The 24,695-nt window shown below is 44.3% G+C and carries 14 protein-coding genes; 1 reads left to right on the forward strand and 13 read right to left on the reverse strand.

The features are described 5' to 3' along the window. Positions 1 to 47: 47 nt before the first annotated feature. The 10 genes from ASG89_RS19175 to ASG89_RS19220 all read right to left on the reverse strand — a co-directional run bounded on the left by ASG89_RS19175 (position 48) and on the right by ASG89_RS19220 (position 17,903). Positions 48 to 1,391: an ABC transporter substrate-binding protein gene (locus ASG89_RS19175; RefSeq protein WP_057312532.1), complete on the reverse strand. Its 1,344-nt coding sequence runs from the start codon at positions 1,389 to 1,391 to the stop codon at positions 48 to 50. 273 nt (positions 1,392 to 1,664) lie between these two features. Then, complete coding sequence (locus ASG89_RS19180; protein WP_057312533.1) at positions 1,665 to 3,263, reverse strand: response regulator; 1,599 nt, start codon at positions 3,261 to 3,263, stop codon at positions 1,665 to 1,667. Next, a complete protein-coding gene (locus tag ASG89_RS19185) occupies positions 3,241 to 5,034 on the reverse strand; it encodes a sensor histidine kinase (RefSeq protein WP_057312535.1) in 1,794 nt (597 codons plus the stop codon). Before ASG89_RS19185 ends, ASG89_RS19180 begins: the two co-directional genes overlap by 23 nt. Positions 5,035 to 5,222: 188 nt before the next feature. Beyond that, entirely contained in the window at positions 5,223 to 10,061 is a 4,839-nt protein-coding gene (locus ASG89_RS35145; protein WP_063867997.1) for an S-layer homology domain-containing protein, read from the reverse strand. A gap of 267 nt (positions 10,062 to 10,328) precedes the next feature. Further along, positions 10,329 to 11,213: a carbohydrate ABC transporter permease gene (locus ASG89_RS19195; protein ID WP_057312536.1), complete on the reverse strand. Its 885-nt coding sequence runs from the start codon at positions 11,211 to 11,213 to the stop codon at positions 10,329 to 10,331. 17 nt (positions 11,214 to 11,230) lie between these two features. After that, entirely contained in the window at positions 11,231 to 12,121 is an 891-nt protein-coding gene (locus ASG89_RS19200; protein ID WP_057312538.1) for an ABC transporter permease, read from the reverse strand. A 75-nt stretch (positions 12,122 to 12,196) separates the two neighbouring features. Beyond that, positions 12,197 to 13,912: an extracellular solute-binding protein gene (locus tag ASG89_RS19205; RefSeq protein WP_057312540.1), complete on the reverse strand. Its 1,716-nt coding sequence runs from the start codon at positions 13,910 to 13,912 to the stop codon at positions 12,197 to 12,199. A 160-nt stretch (positions 13,913 to 14,072) separates the two neighbouring features. Beyond that, positions 14,073 to 15,197, reverse strand: coding sequence for a response regulator transcription factor (locus tag ASG89_RS19210; protein ID WP_057312542.1), 1,125 nt, complete (start codon positions 15,195 to 15,197; stop codon positions 14,073 to 14,075). Next, positions 15,190 to 16,938, reverse strand: a complete 1,749-nt coding sequence (locus tag ASG89_RS19215) for a sensor histidine kinase (protein ID WP_057312680.1) — start codon at positions 16,936 to 16,938, stop codon at positions 15,190 to 15,192. Before ASG89_RS19215 ends, ASG89_RS19210 begins: the two co-directional genes overlap by 8 nt. Before the next feature lie 41 nt (positions 16,939 to 16,979). Beyond that, a complete protein-coding gene (locus ASG89_RS19220; protein ID WP_057312544.1) occupies positions 16,980 to 17,903 on the reverse strand; it encodes a helix-turn-helix transcriptional regulator in 924 nt (307 codons plus the stop codon). Between the two features lie 131 nt (positions 17,904 to 18,034). On the opposite strand from ASG89_RS19220, the gene yicI reads away from it, so the two are divergent. After that, on the forward strand, positions 18,035 to 20,356 hold the full coding sequence (gene yicI, locus ASG89_RS19225; protein WP_057312546.1) for an alpha-xylosidase: 2,322 nt from the start codon (positions 18,035 to 18,037) through the stop codon (positions 20,354 to 20,356). A gap of 48 nt (positions 20,357 to 20,404) precedes the next feature. Here yicI and ASG89_RS19230 read toward each other — a convergent pair whose 3' ends face one another. The 3 genes from ASG89_RS19230 to ASG89_RS19240 are packed head-to-tail and all read right to left on the reverse strand — an operon-like array spanning position 20,405 to position 24,505. After that, positions 20,405 to 22,708 (reverse strand): glycoside hydrolase family 2 TIM barrel-domain containing protein, encoded by a 2,304-nt coding sequence (locus tag ASG89_RS19230; RefSeq protein WP_057312548.1) that lies wholly within the window; start codon positions 22,706 to 22,708, stop codon positions 20,405 to 20,407. A gap of 41 nt (positions 22,709 to 22,749) precedes the next feature. Further along, positions 22,750 to 23,598 (reverse strand): carbohydrate ABC transporter permease, encoded by an 849-nt coding sequence (locus tag ASG89_RS19235; protein ID WP_057312549.1) that lies wholly within the window; start codon positions 23,596 to 23,598, stop codon positions 22,750 to 22,752. A gap of 1 nt (position 23,599) precedes the next feature. Then, positions 23,600 to 24,505: a carbohydrate ABC transporter permease gene (locus ASG89_RS19240; protein WP_057312550.1), complete on the reverse strand. Its 906-nt coding sequence runs from the start codon at positions 24,503 to 24,505 to the stop codon at positions 23,600 to 23,602. Positions 24,506 to 24,695: the final 190 nt, after the last annotated feature.

Here is a 24,695-nt window from a genome sequence, read left to right on the forward strand (position 1 = left end):
GGAGAACCTCCGCTGTGGGCAGAGGTTCATCCATCTGAAGCCGAGTTTTATTTTTTCATTGCTTTAATAGCAGCATCCCATTCCGCATCCGCTTTTTTCATATAATCTACACTGAAATCACCCTTAACTAACCAATCTTGCGCTAGCTTATAGAACCAGTTACGCCATGTTGGCGGCATTTGGTCTTCACCCCAGAAACTATTAATCTGTAGGGTTTTAACGACTTTGGGATCTGCCATCATCGTAAGAACTTCTTGAAGCTGCGGACTTGCTTCATACGTAATTTTTTCTTTCGTAGCTGGAATTGCACTGGCTATTTTCAAATAGCTCGCATATTGATTTTTGCTGAAGAAGAATTTGATAAATTCACTGATTGCAGCAGTTTTGTCAGGATCTTTAATGGCATTCGCTGAGAATGACCAACCGGATGGCTGTGCAAGACCAACAACATTGACAACACCATTTTGATCAGGTACAGGGTACCAGCCGAAATCAAACTTCGGATCTGCTTGAGCGATCTGCGGGAACATCCAAGGCCCGGAATAAAGACTGGCCGCTTTACCCGTTACTAGCATCGAAGCTGTTTGGTTATCAGCCGTACTCATGAATCCTTTGTCTACATAACCTTTGGTGAAAAGCTCCGTAAATAATGTCATCGCTTTCATCGGACCAGCGTCTGTGAAGCTTGCTTTTCCTTGCGAACGCTTGGAATTCCAGTGAGGATCTTGCGCGAGCATTTCGTCCATAAAGAATTTATTGATCCAAAAGCCCCAGTGGAAAATATCTTTACCGCCAACCACGATTGGTGAGATACCTTTCGCTTTCAGTTTCTCTTGCGCGGCAATAAAATCAGCATACGTTTTGGGCTCTTCAGTGATACCCGCATCCGCATAAGCTTTTTTGCTATAAATAATACCTTGTGGCGCTGGCAAAGCGATCGGTGCATTATATACCTTACCGTTTACTTGAGGTACGCTGTCGAACAAGCTTTGCAAATCTTTAGGCAATTCAGCGATTTTTCCGCTATCCGCAAACAATTGGGTATCACGCATTTCTATTAAATCCGGGAATTCCCCAACTGCATCCTTTGTTTTAATGAAATCTAAGTAAGAAGCTGTTGTCGTTTCACTTAGATCTTTAATTTTGATATGAGGATTAGCTTTCGTAAACGCGGTTATGGAATCGGCAACCGCTTGCTTAGTTGCGGGGTCACCTGTTGCATAAATGACACTGAATGTTACATCTTTCTTCGGAGCCGCAGTTGCTGCTGCTGTGCCTGCCGGTGCTGCGCTTGATGTTGGAGTTGTGGAATCATTGTTATTGCCGCAGCCTGCCACAATGAGTGCTAAAGCTGTCGATCCTACGAGTACTTTGGAAAATGTTTTAACCATGTTAGAAAGTAACCTCCCTTTAGTAAATAGCTTCTTGCGAACAACGCCAGCTTGGTACTTTCGACTCATCAAGTGTTGTTCTGTTCCTTGATTTAAGACTAACATACGCCCAAATCGTTTAGAATGAAGTTTTTTAAGCTCGATATGCATGAATTTAAGAAGGTGAAAATGAATACACAATCTATGATCTACATGGAAAAACAGCTTCCACCCATGCTTCGAATCGAAGCTAAAGCAGAAGCTGCCTACAGGAATAACAGAAATTCCGACAATTCACCCTTTGATTTGACTCTTGTACTCATGGGGCAGCTTGCCATAGCTTTTCTTGAACATATCGCTGAATTGCCGTGGATTTTGATAACCAACCTTCTCAGCAATTTCATAAACGAGCAAATCCGTTTGCAAAAGTAATCGAACCGCATTTTTCATTCGGATGTTCGTGACGTACTGTTTAAAATTCTCTTGCGTGTGCTTCTTAAAGAAGCTGCTAAAATAATATGGATTCATAAAAACTTGGGAAGCCATACTTTCTAACGTTATATTTTCACTATAATGCTCCTCAATGTATTCCTTAACAATCTTTATCTGCTGCGCTTCGCGGCTGCCGCCTGCCGTGCTTACTTGTTCCAGTATTTCCAAAATTGTAACGGTTATGAAATCTGTCAGATCACGATAACGGTAAAATTGATGCATCCGCTGTTGCCAGTCAATCCGTTGTTCCGCCGACACCTTAAGGTCAATCCCGACAGCCGACATTTCCTCCATTAAGTCCGTAAGCATGGCGTATACGATTAATACCGCCGATTCTTTGCGACCGTTGGCGCCCACTGTTGCATGTTCAAAGAAGCTTCCCAACAGTTCCTGCACTTGCTGCTTATCTTTGGCAATGACTGCTTTAATCACGGCTTGCTTTGCATCTGCCAATACATGATCTGAGCCGCTATGTCGTTCATTCTGTGACCAGGACAGAATCGTCCCTTCCTTTTCGAAATAGCTATAGTTCATCGTCTCAATGGCCGACATATAGGATTCCCTGATGTCCTGAAGGCTAATTACTGGCAAACCGATACAGATCGTCAAATGAATTTTAAGATAAAATAACAGCTTATCCCGCATTTCACTAGCTAGACGCTGCATATCATCTTCAACACGCATGTGGTTCACAATGACGCATAAATTCTCACCTTTTTGAATGACGAGACCGCTGCCATATAGTTGGATCAGCTCATCCACCAGATTAGATACCGCAAACACTAATAGACGCTTCTCATGCTCCCCCCACCTGCCATCTTGTAACTGAACATGAGCTAGTTCCACATATAGCACGCTGAAACATGCACCTGGAAAATGTGTGTTCAAGCTCTGAAGCTTACGCTGAGCTTCTTCCCACCGAATATCGCCTTGGGTGAGTCTGTCGAACAACTCCTCGAGCTGCGTTTTCTTATCCTTTTGTTCATACACAGCAAGCTTACCTTTGGAGGATTGGTCTTTATTCGCCTCCTGCAGCTGCGTCATTGCTTTGCCAACTGCCTCGAGCAGCAGACTCTTCTCAATCGGCTTCACCAAATAATCGACTGCACCAAAAGCTAATGCATCCTTCGCATAGGAAAACTCTTGATAGGCACTGATGAAAATAATTTTCGTCCGCAGTTGCTGTTTTTGCACTTCCTTTATGACATCGATACCTGAGCCATCCGGCATACTAATGTCCGTGATAACGAGATCAGGCTGTTTGAGTACAATCTGCTCCATCAGACTTCTGCCAGTCATCGCCTCACCTATGATTGCAATGCCGAGCTCTTCCCATGGAATGAGCTTTTTTAACCCTTTGATAATGATCGGTTCATCATCAGCTAGAATGGCGTTCAACACGGACGCTCACCTCTTTCGTTAAAGGTATGACAAGACGGACGGTAGTCCCAATATGTTGACTGCTATTGATCTGTACGCCATAACCATGCCCATACAACGCCACAATGCGCTCATGGACATTAATGAGCCCAATGCTGCTTCCCGTATCCAGCGAACTGCCCTTCGCCAGCTTCTGACGAATCAGCGTGAGCGTTTCCTCGCTCATGCCTACTCCATCGTCATCTATTGTGACACTAAGCAGGTTATCTGGCAGCTTCTCAATTGAAATGCGAACCGTACCTTTCCCTGCTCTAGGCATAATGCCGTGATAAATAGCATTCTCGACAATCGGCTGCAGGGATAGTTTCGGGATCGCATAGTCCATTAGGTCCGCATCGAACCGGAAGTCAAGACCTAACCTGTGATCGCCATATCTGATGGCCATCAATTGAAAGTATTGCTCCACGTTTGCTTTCTCAGCCCGGATTGCAACGGTTTCTTCGCCGTAATCGAGTACATACTTAAGTTGATGTGATAACGACAAAATCATGTCACCCACCTCATTCGCATCTTCCGCAACGGCGCTCATCCGAATAACTTCCAGCGTATTGTACAAATAATGCGGTCTGATCTGGCTTTTCAACGCGTTCAGCTCCGCTTGCTTCTGCTTAATCTGCGCAACATACACAACATCAATATATTCCTTCAGCCGCCATACCATTTTATTAAAGCCATGAGACAGGAGCCCCAACTCATCCGCTGACTTAACGGTCACCTTTGTATCGAAATTACCAGACTCCACTTTCGCCATTTCTCGTGTAATACTGCGAATCGGGTTAGAGAAGCGATTAGAGAACCAGACTGCGACCACAATCAATGACACCATACACAAGCCAATGACGAACGTAATCGTCCGAATAAGCTGCTCTACTTTGAGAAACAGTTCTTTTTTATAAAACTCCCCGACAATTTGGATACTATTCTCCGTTGTTTCCTGTTGCAGATGCAAGAAGTCATCCGATGTATTCGCGTGAAATACAGTACCGATGTGCTCCATCTGATTGCTGTATAGGATAATCCCCTGTTTATCTACGACATAAACGGTATCTCGATTATTCAGAACCATTTGCTTGAAAATTTCATTAAATACGCCTAGCCCTACGTCCATGTAAAAGGTCCCGACAATCTCGCCTTCAACCTTGGATGACCCCAAGACATCAGTTAGATTGCGACTGAACGTCATGACTTGATCCGTTGCCCCAATAAAATAATCCTGTTTATGCGTCGAAAAAAAGCCGAGACCGTTACGAACGACCTTCATCTGCTCCTTCCACTCAGTCCTTGGGTATTGATATTGGTAATCCAGAGCAACGTTGTTCTTCGTCAAACTTTGAAAGGTCCCGTCTGGCTGAACAAAAAAGACATTTTGCAAATTACGTTCGGTATATAAAATCGTTTGCAAAAAATCGTTAATCGTCGTCGTTAGACGGTAATCTTTTTCTTTATTTTGTGCTGCTATCGCTTGTCCCAATTGGCCGTACTGCCCACCAACCCCGTAAGAGTACATGAGTTTGGAAATACTGTTGTACTTAACAAACATATCATCCACATTTCGGCTGGCAAACAACAGCATTTGCTCATAATTATTCGTCGCATAACGCTCCATAAACCCGCTGAACGTCTGCAGTGAAATATAGCTGAGAATGAGCAGGGGGATCAGCCCAACTGAAATGAATGATAGTGTGAATTTGGCAAAAATGCTTTTGTGCAACCGAAAAGGGTTTGATGCCATCAGATAGCCGCCTCATGCTTTCAAGTTTAGAATATGTCTATTTTAACAGAATTCGTCCGCGATACTACCGTTGGAACTTTATGTGGAAGAAAATACCGTCAGAGCACGATTGCTCTGACGGTTAATAAAGACAGTCGCATCGAAATTGTATTAAAAAAGGCACGCCACACAGTTAGCGTGCCCACATCCTAGTGCAGTAGCGCCTTCAACTCGCTATTTAATTCCAATACGCGCAGCAGAATCGTCAGCGCCTCAGCGCGTGTCGCCTCTTTACCTGGCGCGAAGCTACCCTCAGCCACGCCGCTGATGATGCCCATCTGCGCTGCAGCACTGATCTGCGCTTTGTTCCATGCGCCGTCGATATCGGTGAACCCGGCGCTAGTCGCTGTCGGTTTCAACTCGACCAGCTTCGCAATGATCGCGATGATCTCCGCGCGCGTAATCTCCTGGTTCGGTCTAAACGTACCGTCACCGTAGCCACTAATGATACCCGTTCCCGCTAGGGCATTAATAGCTCCGGCCGCCCAGTGCTGCTGCACGTCAGACAGGGATGCCGGCGTGTCAGCGGTTAAATTGAACAGCTTCGCAATTACGGTCGCAAATTCCCCGCGGGTAATGCTTGCATCCGGCTGGAACGATCCGTCGGCGTAGCCCTGAATAACACCGAGCTTCGTAAACACGTTCACGGTATCCTGTGCCCAATGCGTGTTCGTGTCGCTGAACGTAGCTACTCCCCCTTCCTGTTGCTCAAGCTTCATCTTGATGTCGGCAACCAGTGTTTCCTCATCTACGATAGACGAAAATGGGGTTTCCGATGTATCCTCAAGCTCCTTATCCGGTTCTGGCTTCGTCTCCGGCCCAGGTGTCGGACTCGGTGTCGGACCTGTGGCCGGCGTTGAATCCGGTGTTTCTGGTGTATTTGGCGTATCCGGTGAATCTGGCGTATCCGATCCACCGTTTCCAGCAGGATCCCATACCGTCAAATCATAAGTCGCGAACACACCTGAAGCATCCGTGGCCGCTGCCGTTACCGTGACACGCCCCGCCGAAATGCCAGTGAGCACACCCGTTACTGGATCAATCGACGCTTGACCGTCCACTGAAGTTACGGACCAGTTTACCTCCGGATTTGTCGCATCAACCGGGCTAACCAAAGCCCCCATCTGTTGGGTATCGCCCACATAGACCGCATTCGTCACACTAGAAATCTGAATGTCATTCACGAGTACGTCCGGTACCCCGATCGGCCTTACAATGACGGACGTTTGCGCAGTCGAGGCGTGGCCTTTGCTATCCGTTGCCTTTAAGGTTAACGGATAAATTCCTACCATTTGCGGCGTCCAATTGAAATGCCCCGTTCCTGCCCCAATGGATGCACCTGCCGGTATATCAACCCCGGAGAAGGTAATCGCCTCGCCTTCCGCATCCGAAGCATACACGGTATACGTCACGGTTTGCCCCAGCTCAATGCTGGTGGACGTGATCGGCGTAATGACAGGCGCTTGATTCACATCGATGACACTGCCGTGGAAGCGCACTTCCGCCATGTTGCCGAACCAAGAGGCAGAATTATACAATCGGATATATCGGTATGGCGTCGTGTTGCTGACCTTAAAGCTTTGCCATTCAGAGGTAGAAGCTGCTCCTGCCGTCAAATTCACCCATGTCGCTTTGTCATTCGAGCCCTGCACCACGGCGCCTTTGATTCGTGCCACTTGATCCTGTCTAGCCATAATTTCAACCATCGACAATAAAGCACGGAAGTCTTGTTTAAAATCAAACGTCACATAACCCCCGGCACCGTTCGAGCCGTTACGGAAATCGGAAGACGTGCTGGCATTCGCATCAAACAAGTAGTTCGTCTGCTTAAGCGTTTCCACTGTATTGCCTGGTCTGCCAGTTGTAGTAGTCGGATCTATTAAATACGTAATTCCTGTCACATTAACCAGCTGCTTCGAATCGTCCACAAGAAACAGTTTGCTGTTATCCGTTGTCAAGAACGCCGTATCTCCATCGCTTCCATCCTGTTTCTTGAAGTTAATGGCGAACTTCACGATGCCTGTCGCCATCGTCGTATTCGCTGCAAGTGTTGCCGACCAGTTGATGTTGTCCGTAGAGCTGACAGCAGCATCCTGCCCACCTATTTTCACGGTCACCTGAGAAATCGGCTCTTTCGCTGTCCAAGCCAGCTTAATTGTGTTACCTGGCACAATCCGATTCATAAATGCCTGAGGTGAGCTCAGGCTAACCGATTCTATTGTGCTGACCGTCTCATACCGCTCACCGTACATTCTGAATTCGGCGACTTCTAGCATATTCGTTGGGGTCGTCGTCGTGCTTGGCGGTTGCTGAATCACTTGCATTTTAATAAAGCGGAATTTCGAATTCTTGTACTCCTCTTTCACGTTCAGCATTTGTAGATCTTCGGAATTATCCGTCATCCCCTCCGTTAGTCGCGTCCATGTTTCACCGTCATTGGAGCCAAATAACGTCAGTCCCGAGATCCGCTCTGGAAAGCTTCTTCTCCCCTGAATCTCGAAAGCGCTTGTTGTCACTTTGAAATTCGAACCGAAATCAATCGTATGGTACAAATCCCCCGCCAACTGATACACCGAGAACGTGTTGTCGTTGTTATCGATTAAATCGGTAATTGATGTACCGAAGGTGGAGCTAACCATTTTGGTGTAATCGAGACTGCCATCACTCAAATGCGGAGTCAACAGCTGCAGCCCTACCATTGCGCTCCGCAGTGTTTGTAGCTTCGTATAAAACACAGCATCCGTTGCCGTCTGGATCTGCGCCATCGCATCATTGTAAGCATTCTGATACGTCTCTAGTGACGCCGTCACATAGCCAGCGCTTGGATTGTACGGCGCAATCGCCGCATTCACCGCACTCTGCCGGTCGCTCGTCACAACGAGGTTAAGCTCCTTCGTAGTCACCGAAGTTCCGTCGCTCGCCACTACGATAACCGAGCTGTTCCCCGCCACTCCCGGCGTCCACGTGAAGACTCCGCTACCCGCGTTCAGACTAGCTCCCGCCGGGGAGTTCATCATCTCATACATCACTGTATCTGTCGGATTGCTATCTGTCGCAGAGAAATCCAGCGAGATAGGTATCCCTACTGAGGAGATAATTGTCGTCGCCGACTTGCCGCTTTTGAATGACGGTGCAGATAGCTGCGTGCCCGCTTTCACGTGAAAATGATCGAGGTCCACCGTCGTGCCGTCACCTTTTACCGTCATGTACATGATACTGTATACGCTGTCAATTTGACTTAAGGTGACTTGACTGATGCCCATGTCGTAAAGCACATAGCGCCATTCCCCGTTCGTGTTAGGGAGTCTTACGTTATAAAACGGAGCAGAATTCCGCTCTTTGCTTAACCCTAACGTAGCCGTGCCATTCGTCCGAAACTTGATACCGATGATCCGTGACGTTGAGCGATCTGCATACGAGAAGTTTAGTGGAGCGATCGTGCTCCCCTCTGCCGTTGCCGTTACTTCTATATAAGAAGTAGACCCTTCTTGCTTTGTTTCCGAGTGGTTGTCGAGGGCTGTGTACCGATCCTCCAGCTCTACGATCGCATCGCTGGTCATTTCCTTGGGCAGATAAGTCGCCCCTTCGGCTTCCGCTGCCTTCGGTGTATAAATCCAGAAATCGCCTCCGCCATCCGGACTTTCCCAAGCCTGACTAAGCGTCCCCTGGTAGTAATAGTTAGACGGAATACGCTTCGTGAAAGCTTCATAGAAGTACGGTGCAGCCTCTGCAACGTTAACACCTTTTACATAGGTATAGTAATAATAAATATCCCAAAACTGCGTCGTCGTCATCCGCCCTCGATAGGAGTCAGAAATAACGCGATAAATACCTTGCGTGACGCCGTTTTCATCCATTTTATAAGCAACCGGTGTCCATGGAGTTTCGTAGCCCAGCATATATTGCCAGAAGTAATTTGCTGTTTTTAAAATTCGATTATCCAAAAAATCAAAGCAATCCACTGCATTTGGCGCGGTAGATACTGTACCTTCCACCGGATCTACTTTGGTACCCTGAGCGTTTAATAAACGCGCCAAAATAGCCGCATTCGTCAAATCACCGCCGCCATGCGCCTGGTCCCTTCCCATTTCCACGTGCTGGATAACCGGCTCTGCCAAATGTTCGCCTGTCACTGCATTCGTGTCCACGGAGCGGAACAACTGCTTGATCGAGCCGTTAATACCTTGATCTACCGCAGTTTTATTCACGGTAAACCACTCAATTCCCTCGTTGTAACGCGCCCGGTTATCGGTAAAAATATACCCCGACATCGCGCCAAGCAGCGGATAAGTATGTTGGTTCATAAAATAGTTGTTACCATGCAAAAACGTCTCCGTAACTGGCACAATTAAATTGTTCGTAAAATCGTCCGTATCCTTGGCCGTCCACTGCAAGGTTGGTGTTTGCGTGCTCGAATAACGTAATATTTCGGCCGCCGTTACCATCCGGTTGAGCGGAATACCCATATGAATATGAGAGTCGGTAAAGTACGTATACTTCGTAGGGTCCATTTGCTCCCAAATCCGGATAATCTGCATCGCATTAGCTCGATACACCTCATCACCTGTGATGTAAAACATGAGCGCTTGTGTATACGCTTTCAATCCATCTGCAACAAAAGGGCCCTTCCCGTTAACCTCGACAGATGCCGGCTTAGTTGGATCCGTTGGACTTGCGTTACTCGACGTGACCGTCGTCGACGCATTGGACGACACCGTCATTGCTTTGTAATACGAATACCAAGGCTCCTTCTGGTCGATAATCTGCTGTCTCATGTTATCCAAAATCAGCTTGGTCAAGCCGACACCTGGATGAGTGAATCCGTTGCTGCCTGTCGTTTCGGTGATTGAGACCGTATCCGTTGCTATCGGCACCACAGCCGCTTGCGCTGCAATCGGCGCAAAGGTTGCCAGTATGATGATTGCTAGAAAGGCAGCCATAATCCGCGTGCCAACCCGCTGCCGGTGAATTGCGCTTTTAAACTTCATATCGAACCTCCTCATGATTATAAAAAATGGTAAAACCTTACGAACCTCGCCCTCATTATAAACAAGTTGCAACTTTTTGGGAGTGCGGAAATTTAAGCCGTGAGTGCACTTTTTAAAGCGATGTGGACGAGACATGGCGATCTTGCTTCATTTGTACCTTCTGTCAAAAAAAAAAAGATCCGAAAGATGAGCACTTTTTCAAAGTGTTATCTTCGGATCACAGTTCAGTTGAGTTGCAGCATACATAGCATAACCGGCTCTACTTGTTTATTCTTTTACAGATCCTAACGTAATTCCGTGGATAAAAAATCTTTGTAAAAACGGATAAATGATGAGAACCGGAATCATAGCAATAAAGATTTTAGCCGAGTTCAAGGTCTGATTAGATAGTTCACTCATCTTCTGGATTTGTTCCGCGGTCATGGTATTGGCGTCCACAATCACGACCAGTTGCTGAATGTAGGTTTGCAGCGGATAATGATCCGCAGTCGACATCAACACAAGGCCATTAAAAAACTCATTCCAGTGATAGACGATGCTGAACAAGGTTACGGTTGCCAATACGGGAACTGCCAGCGGAATGTAAATTTTAAGGAGCATATACCAAGGTCCTGCCCCATCTACAAGTGCCGCCTCTTCCAATTCTTTAGGCAAATTACGGAAATAGTTAATGACGAGAATTACACTGAAAATCGGCACACTGTTTCCTAGGACAAGCGCCCAAATATTATTGATCAAGCCTAGTGACTTAACCGTTTGATACCAAGGGATTAAGCCTCCGTTAAATAACATCGTAAATACCAAAATCCACATCAGCACATTTCTAAACGGTAAGTCTTTCGCATTTTTGGATAAGGGGTAACCCATCAAAATAATAATCACGAAGTTAAGGCTCGATCCCAACACGACTCGTTGTATGGAAATCCAAAACGAATTGAAAAATTTACTGTCACCCATGATCTCTTGATAAGCGTTCAAATTAAACCCCACCGGCCATAAACCAACTCGCCCCGAGGATGCTGCTGCATTATCACTTAACGAGATAGCAAGGGTATACCATAAAGGAAGAACACATAATAGCGCTATGCCAACCAGCAGCACGATAAGGAAAAGATCGAATACTCTGGAGCCGATTGTTGTTTCTTTGACCATTTTCATGCTCCTTTATATTAAAAAATACGATAATTTGCAAACTTAGCAGCTAGGAAATAGGAAGTTGTAATGAGAAGAAAACTGATGACTGATTTTAATAGTCCCATTGCCGTTGCCAATCCATACTGGAGATTCAATAAACCTGTCCGATAAACCCAGGTATCAATAATATCGCCGCTTGAATAGACAAGTGGATTATAGAGGTTGAAAATTTGGTCAAATCCAGCATTTAAGACATTGCCTAGGCTGAGCACTGAAAGTAAAATAACCGTTGTCATAATGCCAGGAAGTGTGACATGAAGTAATCGCTGCCAGCGAGTGGCGCCATCAATTGCAGCTGCTTCGTATAGAGAAGGATTGATTCCCGTTAAAGCCGCCAAGAAAATTATCGTATTAAATCCAAATTCCTTCCAAACATCACTTCCGACGATGATAAAGGGAAACAATTCCGCCTTGGCAAAGAACAACGTAGGGCTTATACCGAATAGGCCTAAGATCCCGTTAACAGGTCCTTTATAAGACAAAATATCCAATAGAATGCCAGATAGAATAACCCAAGATAAAAAGTGCGGTAAATAAACAATCGTCTGCACCCATCTCTTTAATAATGCAATGCGCAATTCATTCAGCAATAAAGCGAAGATAAGCGGAACAATCATATTCGCGATAATTTTCATAACGGCAATAAATAACGTATTAAAAAATACTGTTTTGCTATCATTAAGCGTGAACATATACTTAAAATTTTCCAATCCGACCCAATCAGAATGAAACATGCCCAGGCCTGGATTAAAATCTTGAAAAGCAATGACAATACCGAACATAGGAACGATACTAAACAGCGTCAACCATATAAATCCAGGAAGAAGCATGAGATAGTAATGTTTGGCAAACCCCTTCGTAACCATCCTACCGATCACTTCCATTCTCTCTATTGTAAGGGGAAGGCGCCAGGGTTCTCTGACGCCATCCATGCTTTCTTACTATTTGATGCTCTCATCGATTTCAGCCAGAATTTGATCTCCGCCTTGCTTCTTCCAGTCTTGTACGAACTTATCAAAGGTATCCAGTGGCGCAGCTCCCATGATAATTTTGAGGAATGTTTCCTTTTCTAATTTATCGAGTGAAGCCCATCTGCTTTCCATCGTTTTCGTCTGTGCGTAGGTAACACTATACGTTTTCTTAAACGGCTGCTGCAGCGGGGATATCCCTACAAATGTGGAATACATACGTTTCCATGTCCCTAAATCCGCGTTAGGGTCCCAGTATTGAATATCATATTTGTCATAGGGTTCCAGCTTCACTTTTTTCACTTTTTCAGCATCGGCTTTTAGTAATTTATATCCTGGCAGATCTAGATCCTCCGGCTTTTTGGTGCCTGCAAGAACCTCTTTCATCATCTTGTACGTAACATCCATTTCATCCATTGGAGCAAAAACGATTCGCAGCGGATAGTTTCCAATTGCCACTTTAACATCGAATTTGGATTCATCGCGCAGCAAAAGATTTTCCATTTGAATGGCGGCCTCTGGATGCTCATAACCTTTCCGAACAACTAGATATTGATTGGAGGGATTCCCCATGTGAGGTGTAAATTCACCATTCACATCCAATGGTGCCGTATAAGCTTGCCAATTTGCCTTCGGATTATTCTTAATGGCATCAGCTAATGGACCATACCCGCCTGCCCACCATAATCCGAAATAAATGCCTGAAGTTCCATTCTTGATCAGTTCCTGCGCATCCTTCCGAATGGTCATTTCCTTATCAATCAAGCCTTTGGCATAGAGATCACGCAGCTTCGAGAGAGCTTGCTTCGTTTCTGGCTGAAGGGAGCCATAGGTTGTTTTACCATCAGCACCTTTTAACCAAAATCCTGGGTATGAATGATACGAAGAAAAGATAGGGTCGAAACCATAGTTATTATTATTAGGATTGATAAAATCTGCATTCAGTAAACCGCCTAATTGCGGGCCTGTTATCCCAATGGTATCGGCTTTTCCATTCCCGTCAGGATCTTGTTCTACGAACGCTTTTGCCACTTTCTCTAGATCGTCGATCGTTTTAGGTGGTTGAAGGCCTAATTTGTCCAACCAATCCTTACGAATCCACATCATATGAACCATATCCGATTCTGTCGTGACGTTAGGAATGGCATACATCTTCCCATCTACTGTAACCGACTTAAGCGCAAGTCCTTTCGTTGTTTCAATGATATGTTTGATTGCAGGTGAGGCATATTTATTGTAAACTTCGGTCAGATCTGCCAGTTGACCACTTTTAACCATTTGTCTGAACTGTGTATCTTTCACAACCAACGCATCCGGCAAATCATTACTGGCTATGGATAAATTCACTTTTTGGTCATAATCCTTACCACTGGCAGCCTGCCAAACAATCTTGGTATCAATATTCAAGTTTTCTTTTATATAACGGGTATACGGATTGTTTTCAGGGGAGTCTCCCGCTGGCAAGGTCTTATCGGATGCATCTACATCTTTACCAATTTTAATCGTAATTGGATTGGCAGATTTGGTGAATGGACCTGCCTCAGTTGCCGTTTGCGCTGCTCCCGTTTGCGCCGGTGCAGTAGAAGATGTAGAAGCTGCAGGTGATTGTTTCGCCGTTTCTGAGCATGCGGATAATACGACTAGCATCCCTGCAAGTAACAGCATCATGCTCTTTTTAGATCGTCTCATTTAAAGCCCCTTCTTTCGCTTTTAGAATTTATCTACTTCCTAAAAGTATCATGAAACATCGCACTACTAGGATGGAAAACGGTTACACATTTAGAGGGGTAAATGACCGAGAATTCGCAGATAATCCCCTCTATCTTATGAATTTACGGCATTTGACCCTCTAGTTTTCGGACATTTCTCTACCCGTTACACTCTTCAGCCGATACTCGCTTGGTAACAGGCCTGTTTGCTCCCGAAAGGTGCGACTAAAGTACTTTTCATCCATATATCCAACGTTCTCTGCAATCCAGAGAATCGTTTTGTTCGTGTATAGTAGATACTCCTTGGCTTTCTCTAAGCGTTTGTGACGTAAATGCTCACTAAAATTAATGCCTACAATTTCTTTAAAGCACTGACTAAAGTAACTTCTGCTCATATTAACCCGCTTCGCAACACTCGAGGCCGTAATTTGCTCTTTCATCTCTTCATTTGCAATGTAAACAGCTTTCATCACACACTCTACTACCTCTTGTGAAAAAGAAGGTTTATCAATCGCCTTGCGAATCATTTCACGAGTAGCCTTCAGCCATTCTTCAACCTGAAGCCAGCTTTCAAATGAATCAGGCAATTGAATTTCCGCCAAATCAACAGGATGAAATAAAAGATTCCATTTATCGAGTAACGCATATAACAACCCGATCAGCTTTGTTTGAGGCAAACGCAGCTGTTTCAAATCATGGATATGAGTTGTAAATAAGTTATCTTGATAGACCCATTCGTGACCCGACCATTGCTCTTTCACTACGTTTAAGTCTTTTGGAGCTGCTTCCAGTTGGTGATTATCCCCTTCATGAGCGGCGGAACCTACACTATGCGAAGGTTCATTATCATAGAAGATATCCGTTGGATTAGGTGCCTGCTTCTGCTCCTCCTTAATCCGTTTGTATATCCGCTCCAACACTTCCTCAAAGCGCTCCTTTTCAAGTTGAACCTTGGCAATGTAATCAATAGCCCCAAGTCTCAGTGCCTCTTGGATATATTCAAAATCCTGATGGAAGGTTAGCACGACCGTATAAATACTCGGATATTGCTTTCTCACGATTTTCAGCAATTCGATCCCAGACATAACAGGCATCGCCAAATCAGTCAGCAATAAATCTATCGCATTCGCTGCTATAAATTCCAAAGCTTTCTCGCCATTACTGGCTTCCCCGACAACCTCCATGTCAAAATCATGCCAAGGCATGGCGGATATAAGGCCCTTGCGAACCAATTTATCATCATCGACAATCATCACTTTAATCATGCCGGGATTTCACCTCCAGATTAGGTAAGGAAACAAGGATGGTTGTCCCTTTTCCGATAACACTCGTAATACTCAGGTCCGCCTGATCGCCATATTGGGATTCGAGCATTCGCTTAACATAATTTAAGCCAATCCCCATACCAACTTTTTTGTTTTCAACTTCCGGATTGTGCAATAGGTTATAAATCGTTTCTTCCGACATGCCTGAACCGTTATCATGAATCGAGATATGAATCGCATTCGTTAAACTAACATCTACCTTGATATATCCGTCATCACTTAACCCATGATAAAGCGAGTTTTCGACAAGCGGTTGGAGAATAAAGCGAGGGACCGGCATGTTCCATACCTCTTCATCGACATTCATCTGGACATCAAACTTAAAATCATAACGAATTTGCTGTAAAATCAAATATTGCTTTAAGGCTTCTATTTCTTCATGAATGGTAGAGGCCTGTCCCAGCTTGCCTAAATTATAATGCAGCAGCTTATTTAAGGAGGATACAAGACGATCGATCTCATTCTGTCCGTTCATGACGGCTAACCAATGCACCGTATCCAATGTATTCATTAAAAAATGAGGATTAATTTGATAGAGCAATTTCTCTACCTCAAGATCCACTCTTCGCTTCTCTTTTCGCTCGACTTCGGCAAACAAATTCCAAATTTGTTCTCTCATTTGCCTAAATTGATGCAATAGAAAATCAAACTCCGGTATTTTTGTTCGTACCGTAACAGTCTGGACTCGGTTTTGTGCCATCAACTTGATTTCTCTATTAAAGCCATTTAACGGGCGATATACCATTTTCCATAAAAGCCAGGCCATGAGTACGCTCATTCCTAGGAAAAGGAGCGCAAACAGCAAAATTTGAACAATCCATTGATTCATCTCTTTATTGTATTCCGCTTTCGGAATGACCGACACGAGACTCCATCCTTGATTGCTTGCCTGCCTAAACCAATAAAACTCATTATGTGTGCCATAGGTTTTTTCATTGGAGAAACTAGGGAATATTGTATCTTTTACAAATGTATCTGGAAGCTCACTATACGCAATTCTGCCATTATTATCTAGGAAAACATGGAAATTCGCTCCCCCAAATTGATCATTATTCAGAATGTTCTGCGCTAGATGAAACCCTGTTTCAATGTAGACATAGACATCATCACGAAGAGGTAAATCCACTTTCCTTCGTGCAGATAAAACAAAATTATTATCAAATTGATTGTTGCTTAAATGAGGACCGTAGTAAGAAATTCCTGAGTATTCTGCAAGCAATGGCAGTTTTTCAGGGGAGAAATTCTCCTTTACACCCGAATTCTCGAGATCATAGGTATGGTCATTTTGAAAATAGTACAAGGTTAAACCAATATTGGGATTGGTAAAGGTGACTAAGCTTAATTCATCTTTTAATTCGCTTATCATTTGCGAGCGTTCGAAAGATTGACTAGCTGGAATCGATAACATTTGATCCAACTTCTTACCCACACTTCCTGCAAACGCAAGCTGCTGAGAGACATGATTCAAATTGCTTATCGTGCTTTCTAAGGAGAGCTCTACTTGTTTTAAATTACTTTGAATACCGCTCTGAATTTTGTTGGTCAGAATGGAATAAATCGTGTAATACGAAATCAGAACGATACAAATAAAAGGAATCAGTGTACTGCATAAGAAAATGATAAAAATCCTCTTTTTTAAGGTTAAATAATCATACAGAAATGACTTCACATTCTCCTGCATTTTAGCAAACAACGATCATCACTCCCCCCATCAGGCTTAATTTAACTAGAAACAATGACTCTTGAATGTCCACTTATTTCCTCGCTTGTCCTTAATCTTTTTCGATATTCAGAAGGTGTGTAACCAAAATGCGTTTTGAACACGCCGATAAAATAACTCAAGGTGTTGAAGCCGACGTCAAGTGAAATCTCTGTAATTTTCATGTTGGTATCCTTCAGCATTAAAGCTGCTCGCTGCGCCCGCACCTGGTTTAAGTACTCTAGTGGACTTTTCCCTGTAAAACCCTTGAAATATCGGCAGAAATAAGACTCGCTGAAAGAAATTAACGCCGCGAGGTCCTCCAAACGAATCGGACTGCTATAGTTTACTTGCATATATTCGATTATCAGCTTTAAGCGATCAATGTGTGTAGGATTGACAGAATGCGGAAGTTCACGAAAAGCAGGACCTCCAAGCATAATTAGCTTTGAAATCATCAATTGAAGCAATCCTTTTGTAGAAAGTTCATATAAAGGTCTTTCATTTATATTCAAGTCAAACACTTGCAACAACATTGCCAATATCTCTCGCTCGCCGGCAGTATGATAGCTGATGTGGGCAGGAACGTCATATTTCTGCTGGATTAGCGGGTTAATATATTTCTCACGAATAAGGTCGAACCGCTCGCCTCCCAAAATATCCGAATGAAACACCACGGCAGTGAAGAAACATTCTTCGTTGGCAGAAATGCGACCGGAATGAAGCTGACCGGAATTCACGAAAATCGCTTCCCCGGCTTCCAATTCATAGTCCTCCATAGAAACACGGAATACCGCCTTCCCCTTATTAAGCATGAGAAACTCCAATTCATCATGCCAATGGAGTTCAAGCAGTTCTTCCCCTGGCTGGCAGCAGATTTCATAAACTCGGATCGGATACAGCGGATCACCGTGAATGCGGTCCTCTTTTAAACTGGCTTGCTGCATGGCGATAGTTCCCCCTTTATAGAATATCAAATCACATGTCAAAATACTGATATTATTTCACAATATAACGAAAGGAATAGAGCTTTTAAATCAATATAATTATATTACAACACTTTGGAGGGATGATGGCAATGAAATTTTCTAACGGTTATTGGATGGCAAAAGAAGGGTACACCGTCCTTAATCCTGTCGATGTCCGCGACGTACATCAAGAAGATAGCAGTCTGACTGTATATGCTGCCGCACGGAAGATTCAGCGAAAAGGGGATACCTTAAATGGCGCGATGCTGACTTGTGAATTGAGCTCACCTTTACCTGATGTCATCCGTGTGCGCTGGACCCATCATGCAGGCAAACGTTCACAAGGACCCGCTTTTGAATTGTTCGATAATCAGCAGACCCCGGTTTCAATCGATAACAGCACCGATCATGTGACCATGAAATCCGGCGGATTAAGCGTCAAAGTCAACAAACATAATACGTGGGGGACCGAGTTTTTTTTCGAGGAGCGTCGTCTAACGGGTACCAACAGTAAAGGTGCAGGGCATATAACGACAGCTAACAAAGAGATTTACTTTCGCGAGCAGCTTGACCTTGGCATTGGTGAGCATATTTACGGACTCGGAGAAAGATTTACAAATGTAGTGAAAAACGGGCAAACCGTGGATATTTGGAACGAAGATGGCGGCACAAGTAGTGAGCAATCCTACAAAAATGTGCCCTTTTACTTATCTAGTAAAGGATATGGCGTTTTCGTCAATCATCCCGAGCACGTATCGTTCGAAGTCGGCTCTGAGGTTGTGTCCAAAGTCCAGTTCAGCGTACCTGGCGAAAGTGTGGAGTATTTCATTGTTGGGGGTAAAACTCTAAAAGATATTCTGAATAATTACACGAAACTTACCGGCAAACCCGCTTTGCCGCCGGCCTGGTCGTTCGGTCTATGGTTAACGACCTCTTTCACAACGGATTATGATGAAGCTACCGTGAACAGTTTCATCGACGGAATGTTTGAACGCGACCTTCCGCTGCATGTGTTCCATTTTGATTGTTTCTGGATGAAAGAATATCAATGGACCAACTTTGAGTGGGATGCCGATATGTTCCCTGATCCGGTAGGTATGTTGGGGCGTTTAAAAGACAAAGGACTCAAAATCTGTGTCTGGATCAATTCGTATATTGGCCAGAAATCACCGCTCTTTCAAGAAGGCATGGACAAGGGATATTTGGTCAAAACCTTGGATGATCACGTTTGGCAGTGGGATCTCTGGCAGGCCGGCATGGGGCTTGTCGATTTCACGAATCCGGAAGCAACGGAATGGTACAAAGGTCATTTAAGACGGTTAATTGATATGGGCGTGGACTCCTTCAAAACCGATTTCGGCGAGCGCATCCCGACCAATGTCAAATACCACGACGGTTCGGATCCATTCAAAATGCATAACTACTATACATTCCTATACAATAAAGCCGTATTTGAAGTGCTAGAAGAAAAACTCGGCAAGAACGAGGCCATGTTGTTTGCCCGCTCCGCAACGGCCGGAGGACAGCAATTCCCCGTACACTGGGGCGGCGACTGCTCTGCCAATTACGACTCCATGGCGGAATCGCTTCGCGGAGGCCTTTCGCTCGGTTTATCCGGTTTTGGATTCTGGAGCCATGACATCAGCGGTTTTGAAAGAACGGCACCGCCTGATATTTATAAGCGTTGGGTAGCTTTTGGCCTGCTGTCCTCTCACAGTCGTCTGCACGGCAATGAATCTTACCGTGTTCCATGGCTGTTTGACGAAGAAGCCGTAGATGTGCTCCGACATTTTACAAAGTTAAAAAGTACGTTAATGCCCTATCTGTTTGCAAGTGCTATCCAATCCACAGAAATTGGGATTCCAATGATGCGCGCAATGGTGCTGGATTTCCCGTCGGACCCGTCCACACATCACCTGGATACGCAATACATGTTGGGTGACAATCTGCTTGTAGCCCCCATTTTTAATGATCAAGGAACGGTCATGTATTATGTTCCCGAAGGACGTTGGACCGATTTCTTCAGCGGACAAGTGGTTGAAGGCGGTAAATGGCGGGAAGAAACACATGGCTATATGACACTTCCACTGTTAGTTAAGCCTAATACGCTGCTTGCCATAGGCGTAAACGATCAGAAGCCCGATTATGATTATGTGGACGGAGTGTCCCTTCATTTGTTTGAACTGGAGGATGGAGCAGTCGCGGAAACGTCGATTTATGACGTGCAAGCTAATCTGCAATTAACCGTAAAAGCAGTCCGCCATGTTGAACTTATCGACATCTCTGTTCAAGGCGGAACTAAACCCTACACCATTGTCCTCAGAGGCTTCAATTCCGTCACATCCGTAGAAGGTGCATCTTGGACAAGTACTGCAACCGGCATTGTGCTTAATCCCGAATCCGGCATATCGAAGATAGCTGTAAAATTGTAATAAAAAAACGGCTGGCCCTGTTTGTCAAACAGGGTCAGCCGTTTTTACTTAAACAACACTGATTACAAGATCTGAATGATACATGCCTTCAGAGAACGCTGATAATACTACACGTCCCTTATCTCCGGTTAATCTGATAACTGTACTGACACAGCCTCGGTACAAATGCATCCAATGATTGTCATACGTCTCACTCGAGCATAGATCACCATTGTCAACGCCAACGATCTCAGCCGGACCAGTAACCCTGAAAGTAACTTTTGAACTTTCACGAAATACGGAGATTCCTTCACGATCTTTTGCCCGAACCGTGAATAACTGCTGATAACCTTGCTTTGCTTCCAAACTGAAATCAGCGGTATCAAAGGCAAGTCTAACAGCTGGCCCAGCTGTTGCTAATGTATATTGACACGTTTCTTCCCCATTACTAAACCCTCTCACAGTAATTGTCCCAGGTAAATAAGGAAGATAGCCTGTAATCATTTTGTTCGGATAAGCCGATGGTTTCTGTACATAAAACTGCTTGCCGTTCAATTCCAGAGTCACTTCATCACAATTCGTTGCGATCATATAGGGAATAACGGTTTTGTTAAACTGCGGGAAATTCCAATGATTCGCATATCGTGGCGTATCCCAATGTTCTTTCGCACCTTCATCCTGCAAAGAATAATCCATAACAGCCAAATATACCATCGGTCTCTCTGACCAGTAGCTTTCATAAAGGTAAGACAGCGGCTTACGCTCATTGTTCGTCGAGAATAATGAACCTGCCCATCCTTTGGCGGGATACCCCATCGATTCACCTAGGTAATCAATGCCTGTCCAAAGCATACCGCCTATCACATACTCATGCTTCTCGACATCCATCCAAGGAACTTCATCGCTATAATTTTGCATCTGATCTGGGTGGCCTCTAAAAAATTGGTATGTCTCTGATCCCAAAATTAATTTATCTGGCATAGCCTCGTGAATGGCGGGGTACCACTGCTCTTGATAATTGCAGCTTAGCACATCTACATGTTCGGAAATTCTTCGGATACGCTCGATTCGCTCTTCTAGATTATAAATTTCGGTATCACTTTCTTCATCTACAAATTGTTGAATATCCTTCACTTGAGAGAGGTCGACACTACTCTCATATTTAAAGTGCGGATTCATGGCATAAGAGATCGGTCTGGTATCATCGAGAGTTAGCAGATGATCTCTAAGCATTTTCAAAATGTTGATCATGGATGCCTGCCCTTGATTTTCAACCTCGTTCCCAACGCCCCATATAAATATGCATGGATGGTTTCGATCCCTTTTCACCATACATGTCAGGTCATTTTGCCATTCTGTTTCAAAATATCTTCGATAGGAACCTCCCGTCCATTTATCAAACGGCTCTTCATAAACGAGCAGTCCCAATTCATCACACAGATCTAGAATTTCAGATGCAGGCATGTGATGGGCCGTTCGAATGGCATTGCATCCCATCGCTTTGAATTTGATAAGCCTTTCTTTCCAAATTTCCGGAGGTACAGCTATTCCAAGACAGCTCGCATCTTGGTGGATGCATAACCCCTTAATCTTTGTCAATTCACCATTGATAAACATTCCTTTGCCGGCAAGCATCTCGATCTCTCTGACGCCAATCCGCAATCCATATGCATCAGCTAGGCGCTCCCCTTCAAAAAGAGATAATTCCAAATGATACAAATGCGGCCGATCAGGACTCCACAGCTTTACACTTGGTATCTCAACACGGATCATTCCGTTATCCGACTCGCCAGTGAAGCGTATAGTTCCATCAGAAATACTTGCTTTTACATGGGAAGAAACTCCTGTGAAAATGGTAACGATGGCTGCATCCCCATGCATTTCTGTCTTCACTTGGATCTCTTCCGGTTTAAGATGATTCTCATTCAATTCAAGCAACTTAACGGTTCTATAAATTCCTGCCCCTGAATACCATCTATCTGCTGGAAAAGACATGTTATCCACTTTAACCAGGATTCGATTCTCCCCTTTATGGAGGTAGTCCGTAATATCCAGCGTAAAGCTAGAATATCCATATTTTTGCCCGCCGGCTTCTTTGCCGTTGACCAAGACCGTACTGTTTTCATAAACACCGTCAAACTGCAGCTGATACACATAACCTTCCTTCATCTCTTCTAAAGCAATAACTCTTCTATACCAGCCAATCCCCCAACGGTCTCTAAATCCTTGCGCTAGCCCTTGGGCCATTGTTCGATTAATAGGAGCATTAATTGCCCAATCATGAGGCAAATTTACGGGCTCGAAGTTTTGATCTAGTGGCTCTTTTAAAGTAAATTCCCAATCATGCATCAAGTTTGTTACCACTCGGGTCATGTTCATAACATCCTTTCGGTGACTTCTTCTACTTGCCCTTATTAACCTTTCAATCCCGTGGTGCTTATACCATCCACAATGTATCGCTGGAAAATAAAGAATACGATAACAGGTGGAAGCAAGGATAAACTTGCCATCGCGAACATAGCTGACCAATCGGTTTGTGAACTAGGATCCGCAAACATTCGCAGCGCTACGCTTACGGTATACATCTTTGGCTTCCCTAAATAAATCATCGCTTCATAGAATTTATCCCATGTCCAATAAAATTCAAAGATCGCTGATGTAACCAGCGCCGGTACAATTAGTGGAATAATAATTTTGAGATAAATACCGAAACGATTACAGCCGTCCATTTTCGCCGACTCATCGAGTTCATACGGAATGGTCCGAATAAACTGCATGATAAGAAAAATAAAGAACGCGCTTCCGAAAAAGGATGGGACTACGAGCGGAAGGATGGTGTTGATCCAATGTATTTTATAAAATATGATATACTGCGGGATTAGAATAATTTGAGACGGCAGCAGCATGGTCACCATCACGGTTGCAAACCAGAACCCTTTCCACCGAAATTTGATCCGTGCAAAGCCATAAGCAATCAAAGAACAAGATAGCAAGGCGCCTAATGTTGACAGTAAGACGATAATAATCGTATTTGTAAAAAAGGTGGCAAAAGATATCCCGGCAAATCCCTTCCAGCCGCGTGCATAATTAGAGAAGTTCCATACTTGCGGTAACAGGGAATGCGATTCGGCAAAAACTCTAGCGCTTTCTTTAAAGGAACTAGAAATCATCCATATTACGGGATATAACGAGAGTACAGCAATGAGTACGCACAAGATCTGGAAACTTAGCTTCGGCAGTATCGATTTCCAAGTTGATGTCATTTCATTCACCCTTTGATTCATAATGAACCCACGAATTTGATGTTTTGAATACGATGGCTGTTAGGATCGCCACAATCACTAACAGAATACAGGACAAAGCTGCGGCGTAACCCATTTCAAATAATTCGAACCCTCTCCGATATACATACAGCTGGTAGAACAACGTTTTATCCAAAGGACCTCCACCTGTAATGATTAAGCCTTGTGTAAACGTCATAAAACCACCGATTATTTGCATGACTAAATTAAAGAATAGGACAGGACTGAGCAGCGGCAAGGTAATCCGAATGAATCTTTGCCAACCGTTCGCACCATCGACTACTGCAGCTTCATAGTACGAAGCAGGAATGTTTTTTAAGCCCGCCAGAAAAATAACCATAGGCGATCCAAATTGCCACATGCTGAGCAGTACAATTGAACCTAACGCGGTACTCGGGTCCCCGACCCAAGAAATATCAGGGGTCTTACCGAACAGATACCCAATGATTGAGTTGACGGCCCCCTCTCTAGAGAACAACAGTCTCCACATGACGGCAACTGCAACACTCCCCCCGATGATAGAAGGAATATAGAACACTGTGCGATAAACCCCGACAAGGCGATGTTTCGTATTCAGCAGCATGGCAATCGCGAGTGCTACGATCAGACGTGCAGGAATCGCAATAAGTACGTAAATGAAAGTCACCTCCAACGATTGTATAAATTTGGGGTCATTCGTTAATATTTCAACATAATTGTCTAATCCCAACCATTTGGGGGAAGATAACAGATCATATTTCGTAAACGAAAAGTAAATCAGACAAATCAAAGGAACTAAGGTAAAAGCTAAAAACCCAATAATCCACGGCAAAATGAACATATAACCTGCCGCGTTCTCAAAATCCGAGCGCACAGCTGTTTTTCTCACTTCTCGTCCACCTCTTCCGTTACTTTCTTGTAAGCAATGGCTATTCCGGGCCCTTGGAATATCAATCGTCCTAGTATAATCGTACCTCTGCAAGGCTTTGGGAACAATGAAATAACTCGATGACCTCTGTGCAAAAAGTCGAGATATTCTCCTATCTGCTCGCTGATAGGAATGGCAAAACAAAAAAAGG

It is taken from the genome of Paenibacillus sp. Soil766 (assembly GCF_001428105.1).
GTDB lineage: Bacteria > Bacillota > Bacilli > Paenibacillales > NBRC-103111 > Paenibacillus_E.

Bases quoted from the DNA above. Each gene is read 5' to 3' on its own strand.
- ASG89_RS19235 (WP_057312549.1), bottom strand. From the start codon at position 23,598: ATGACATCAACTTGGAAATCGATACTGCCGAAGCTAAGTTTCCAGATC.
- ASG89_RS19220 (WP_057312544.1), bottom strand. From the start codon at position 17,903: ATGCAGCAAGCCAGTTTAAAAGAGGACCGCATTCACGGTGATCCGCTG.
- ASG89_RS19210 (WP_057312542.1), bottom strand. From the start codon at position 15,197: ATGATTAAAGTGATGATTGTCGATGATGATAAATTGGTTCGCAAGGGC.
- ASG89_RS19215 (WP_057312680.1), bottom strand. From the start codon at position 16,938: ATGCAGGAGAATGTGAAGTCATTTCTGTATGATTATTTAACCTTAAAA.
- ASG89_RS19205 (WP_057312540.1), bottom strand. From the start codon at position 13,912: ATGAGACGATCTAAAAAGAGCATGATGCTGTTACTTGCAGGGATGCTA.
- ASG89_RS19200 (WP_057312538.1), bottom strand. From the start codon at position 12,121: ATGGTTACGAAGGGGTTTGCCAAACATTACTATCTCATGCTTCTTCCT.
- ASG89_RS35145 (WP_063867997.1), bottom strand. From the start codon at position 10,061: ATGAAGTTTAAAAGCGCAATTCACCGGCAGCGGGTTGGCACGCGGATT.
- ASG89_RS19195 (WP_057312536.1), bottom strand. From the start codon at position 11,213: ATGGTCAAAGAAACAACAATCGGCTCCAGAGTATTCGATCTTTTCCTT.
- yicI (WP_057312546.1), top strand. From the start codon at position 18,035: ATGAAATTTTCTAACGGTTATTGGATGGCAAAAGAAGGGTACACCGTC.
- ASG89_RS19230 (WP_057312548.1), bottom strand. From the start codon at position 22,708: ATGACCCGAGTGGTAACAAACTTGATGCATGATTGGGAATTTACTTTA.
- ASG89_RS19185 (WP_057312535.1), bottom strand. From the start codon at position 5,034: ATGGCATCAAACCCTTTTCGGTTGCACAAAAGCATTTTTGCCAAATTC.
- ASG89_RS19175 (WP_057312532.1), bottom strand. From the start codon at position 1,391: ATGGTTAAAACATTTTCCAAAGTACTCGTAGGATCGACAGCTTTAGCA.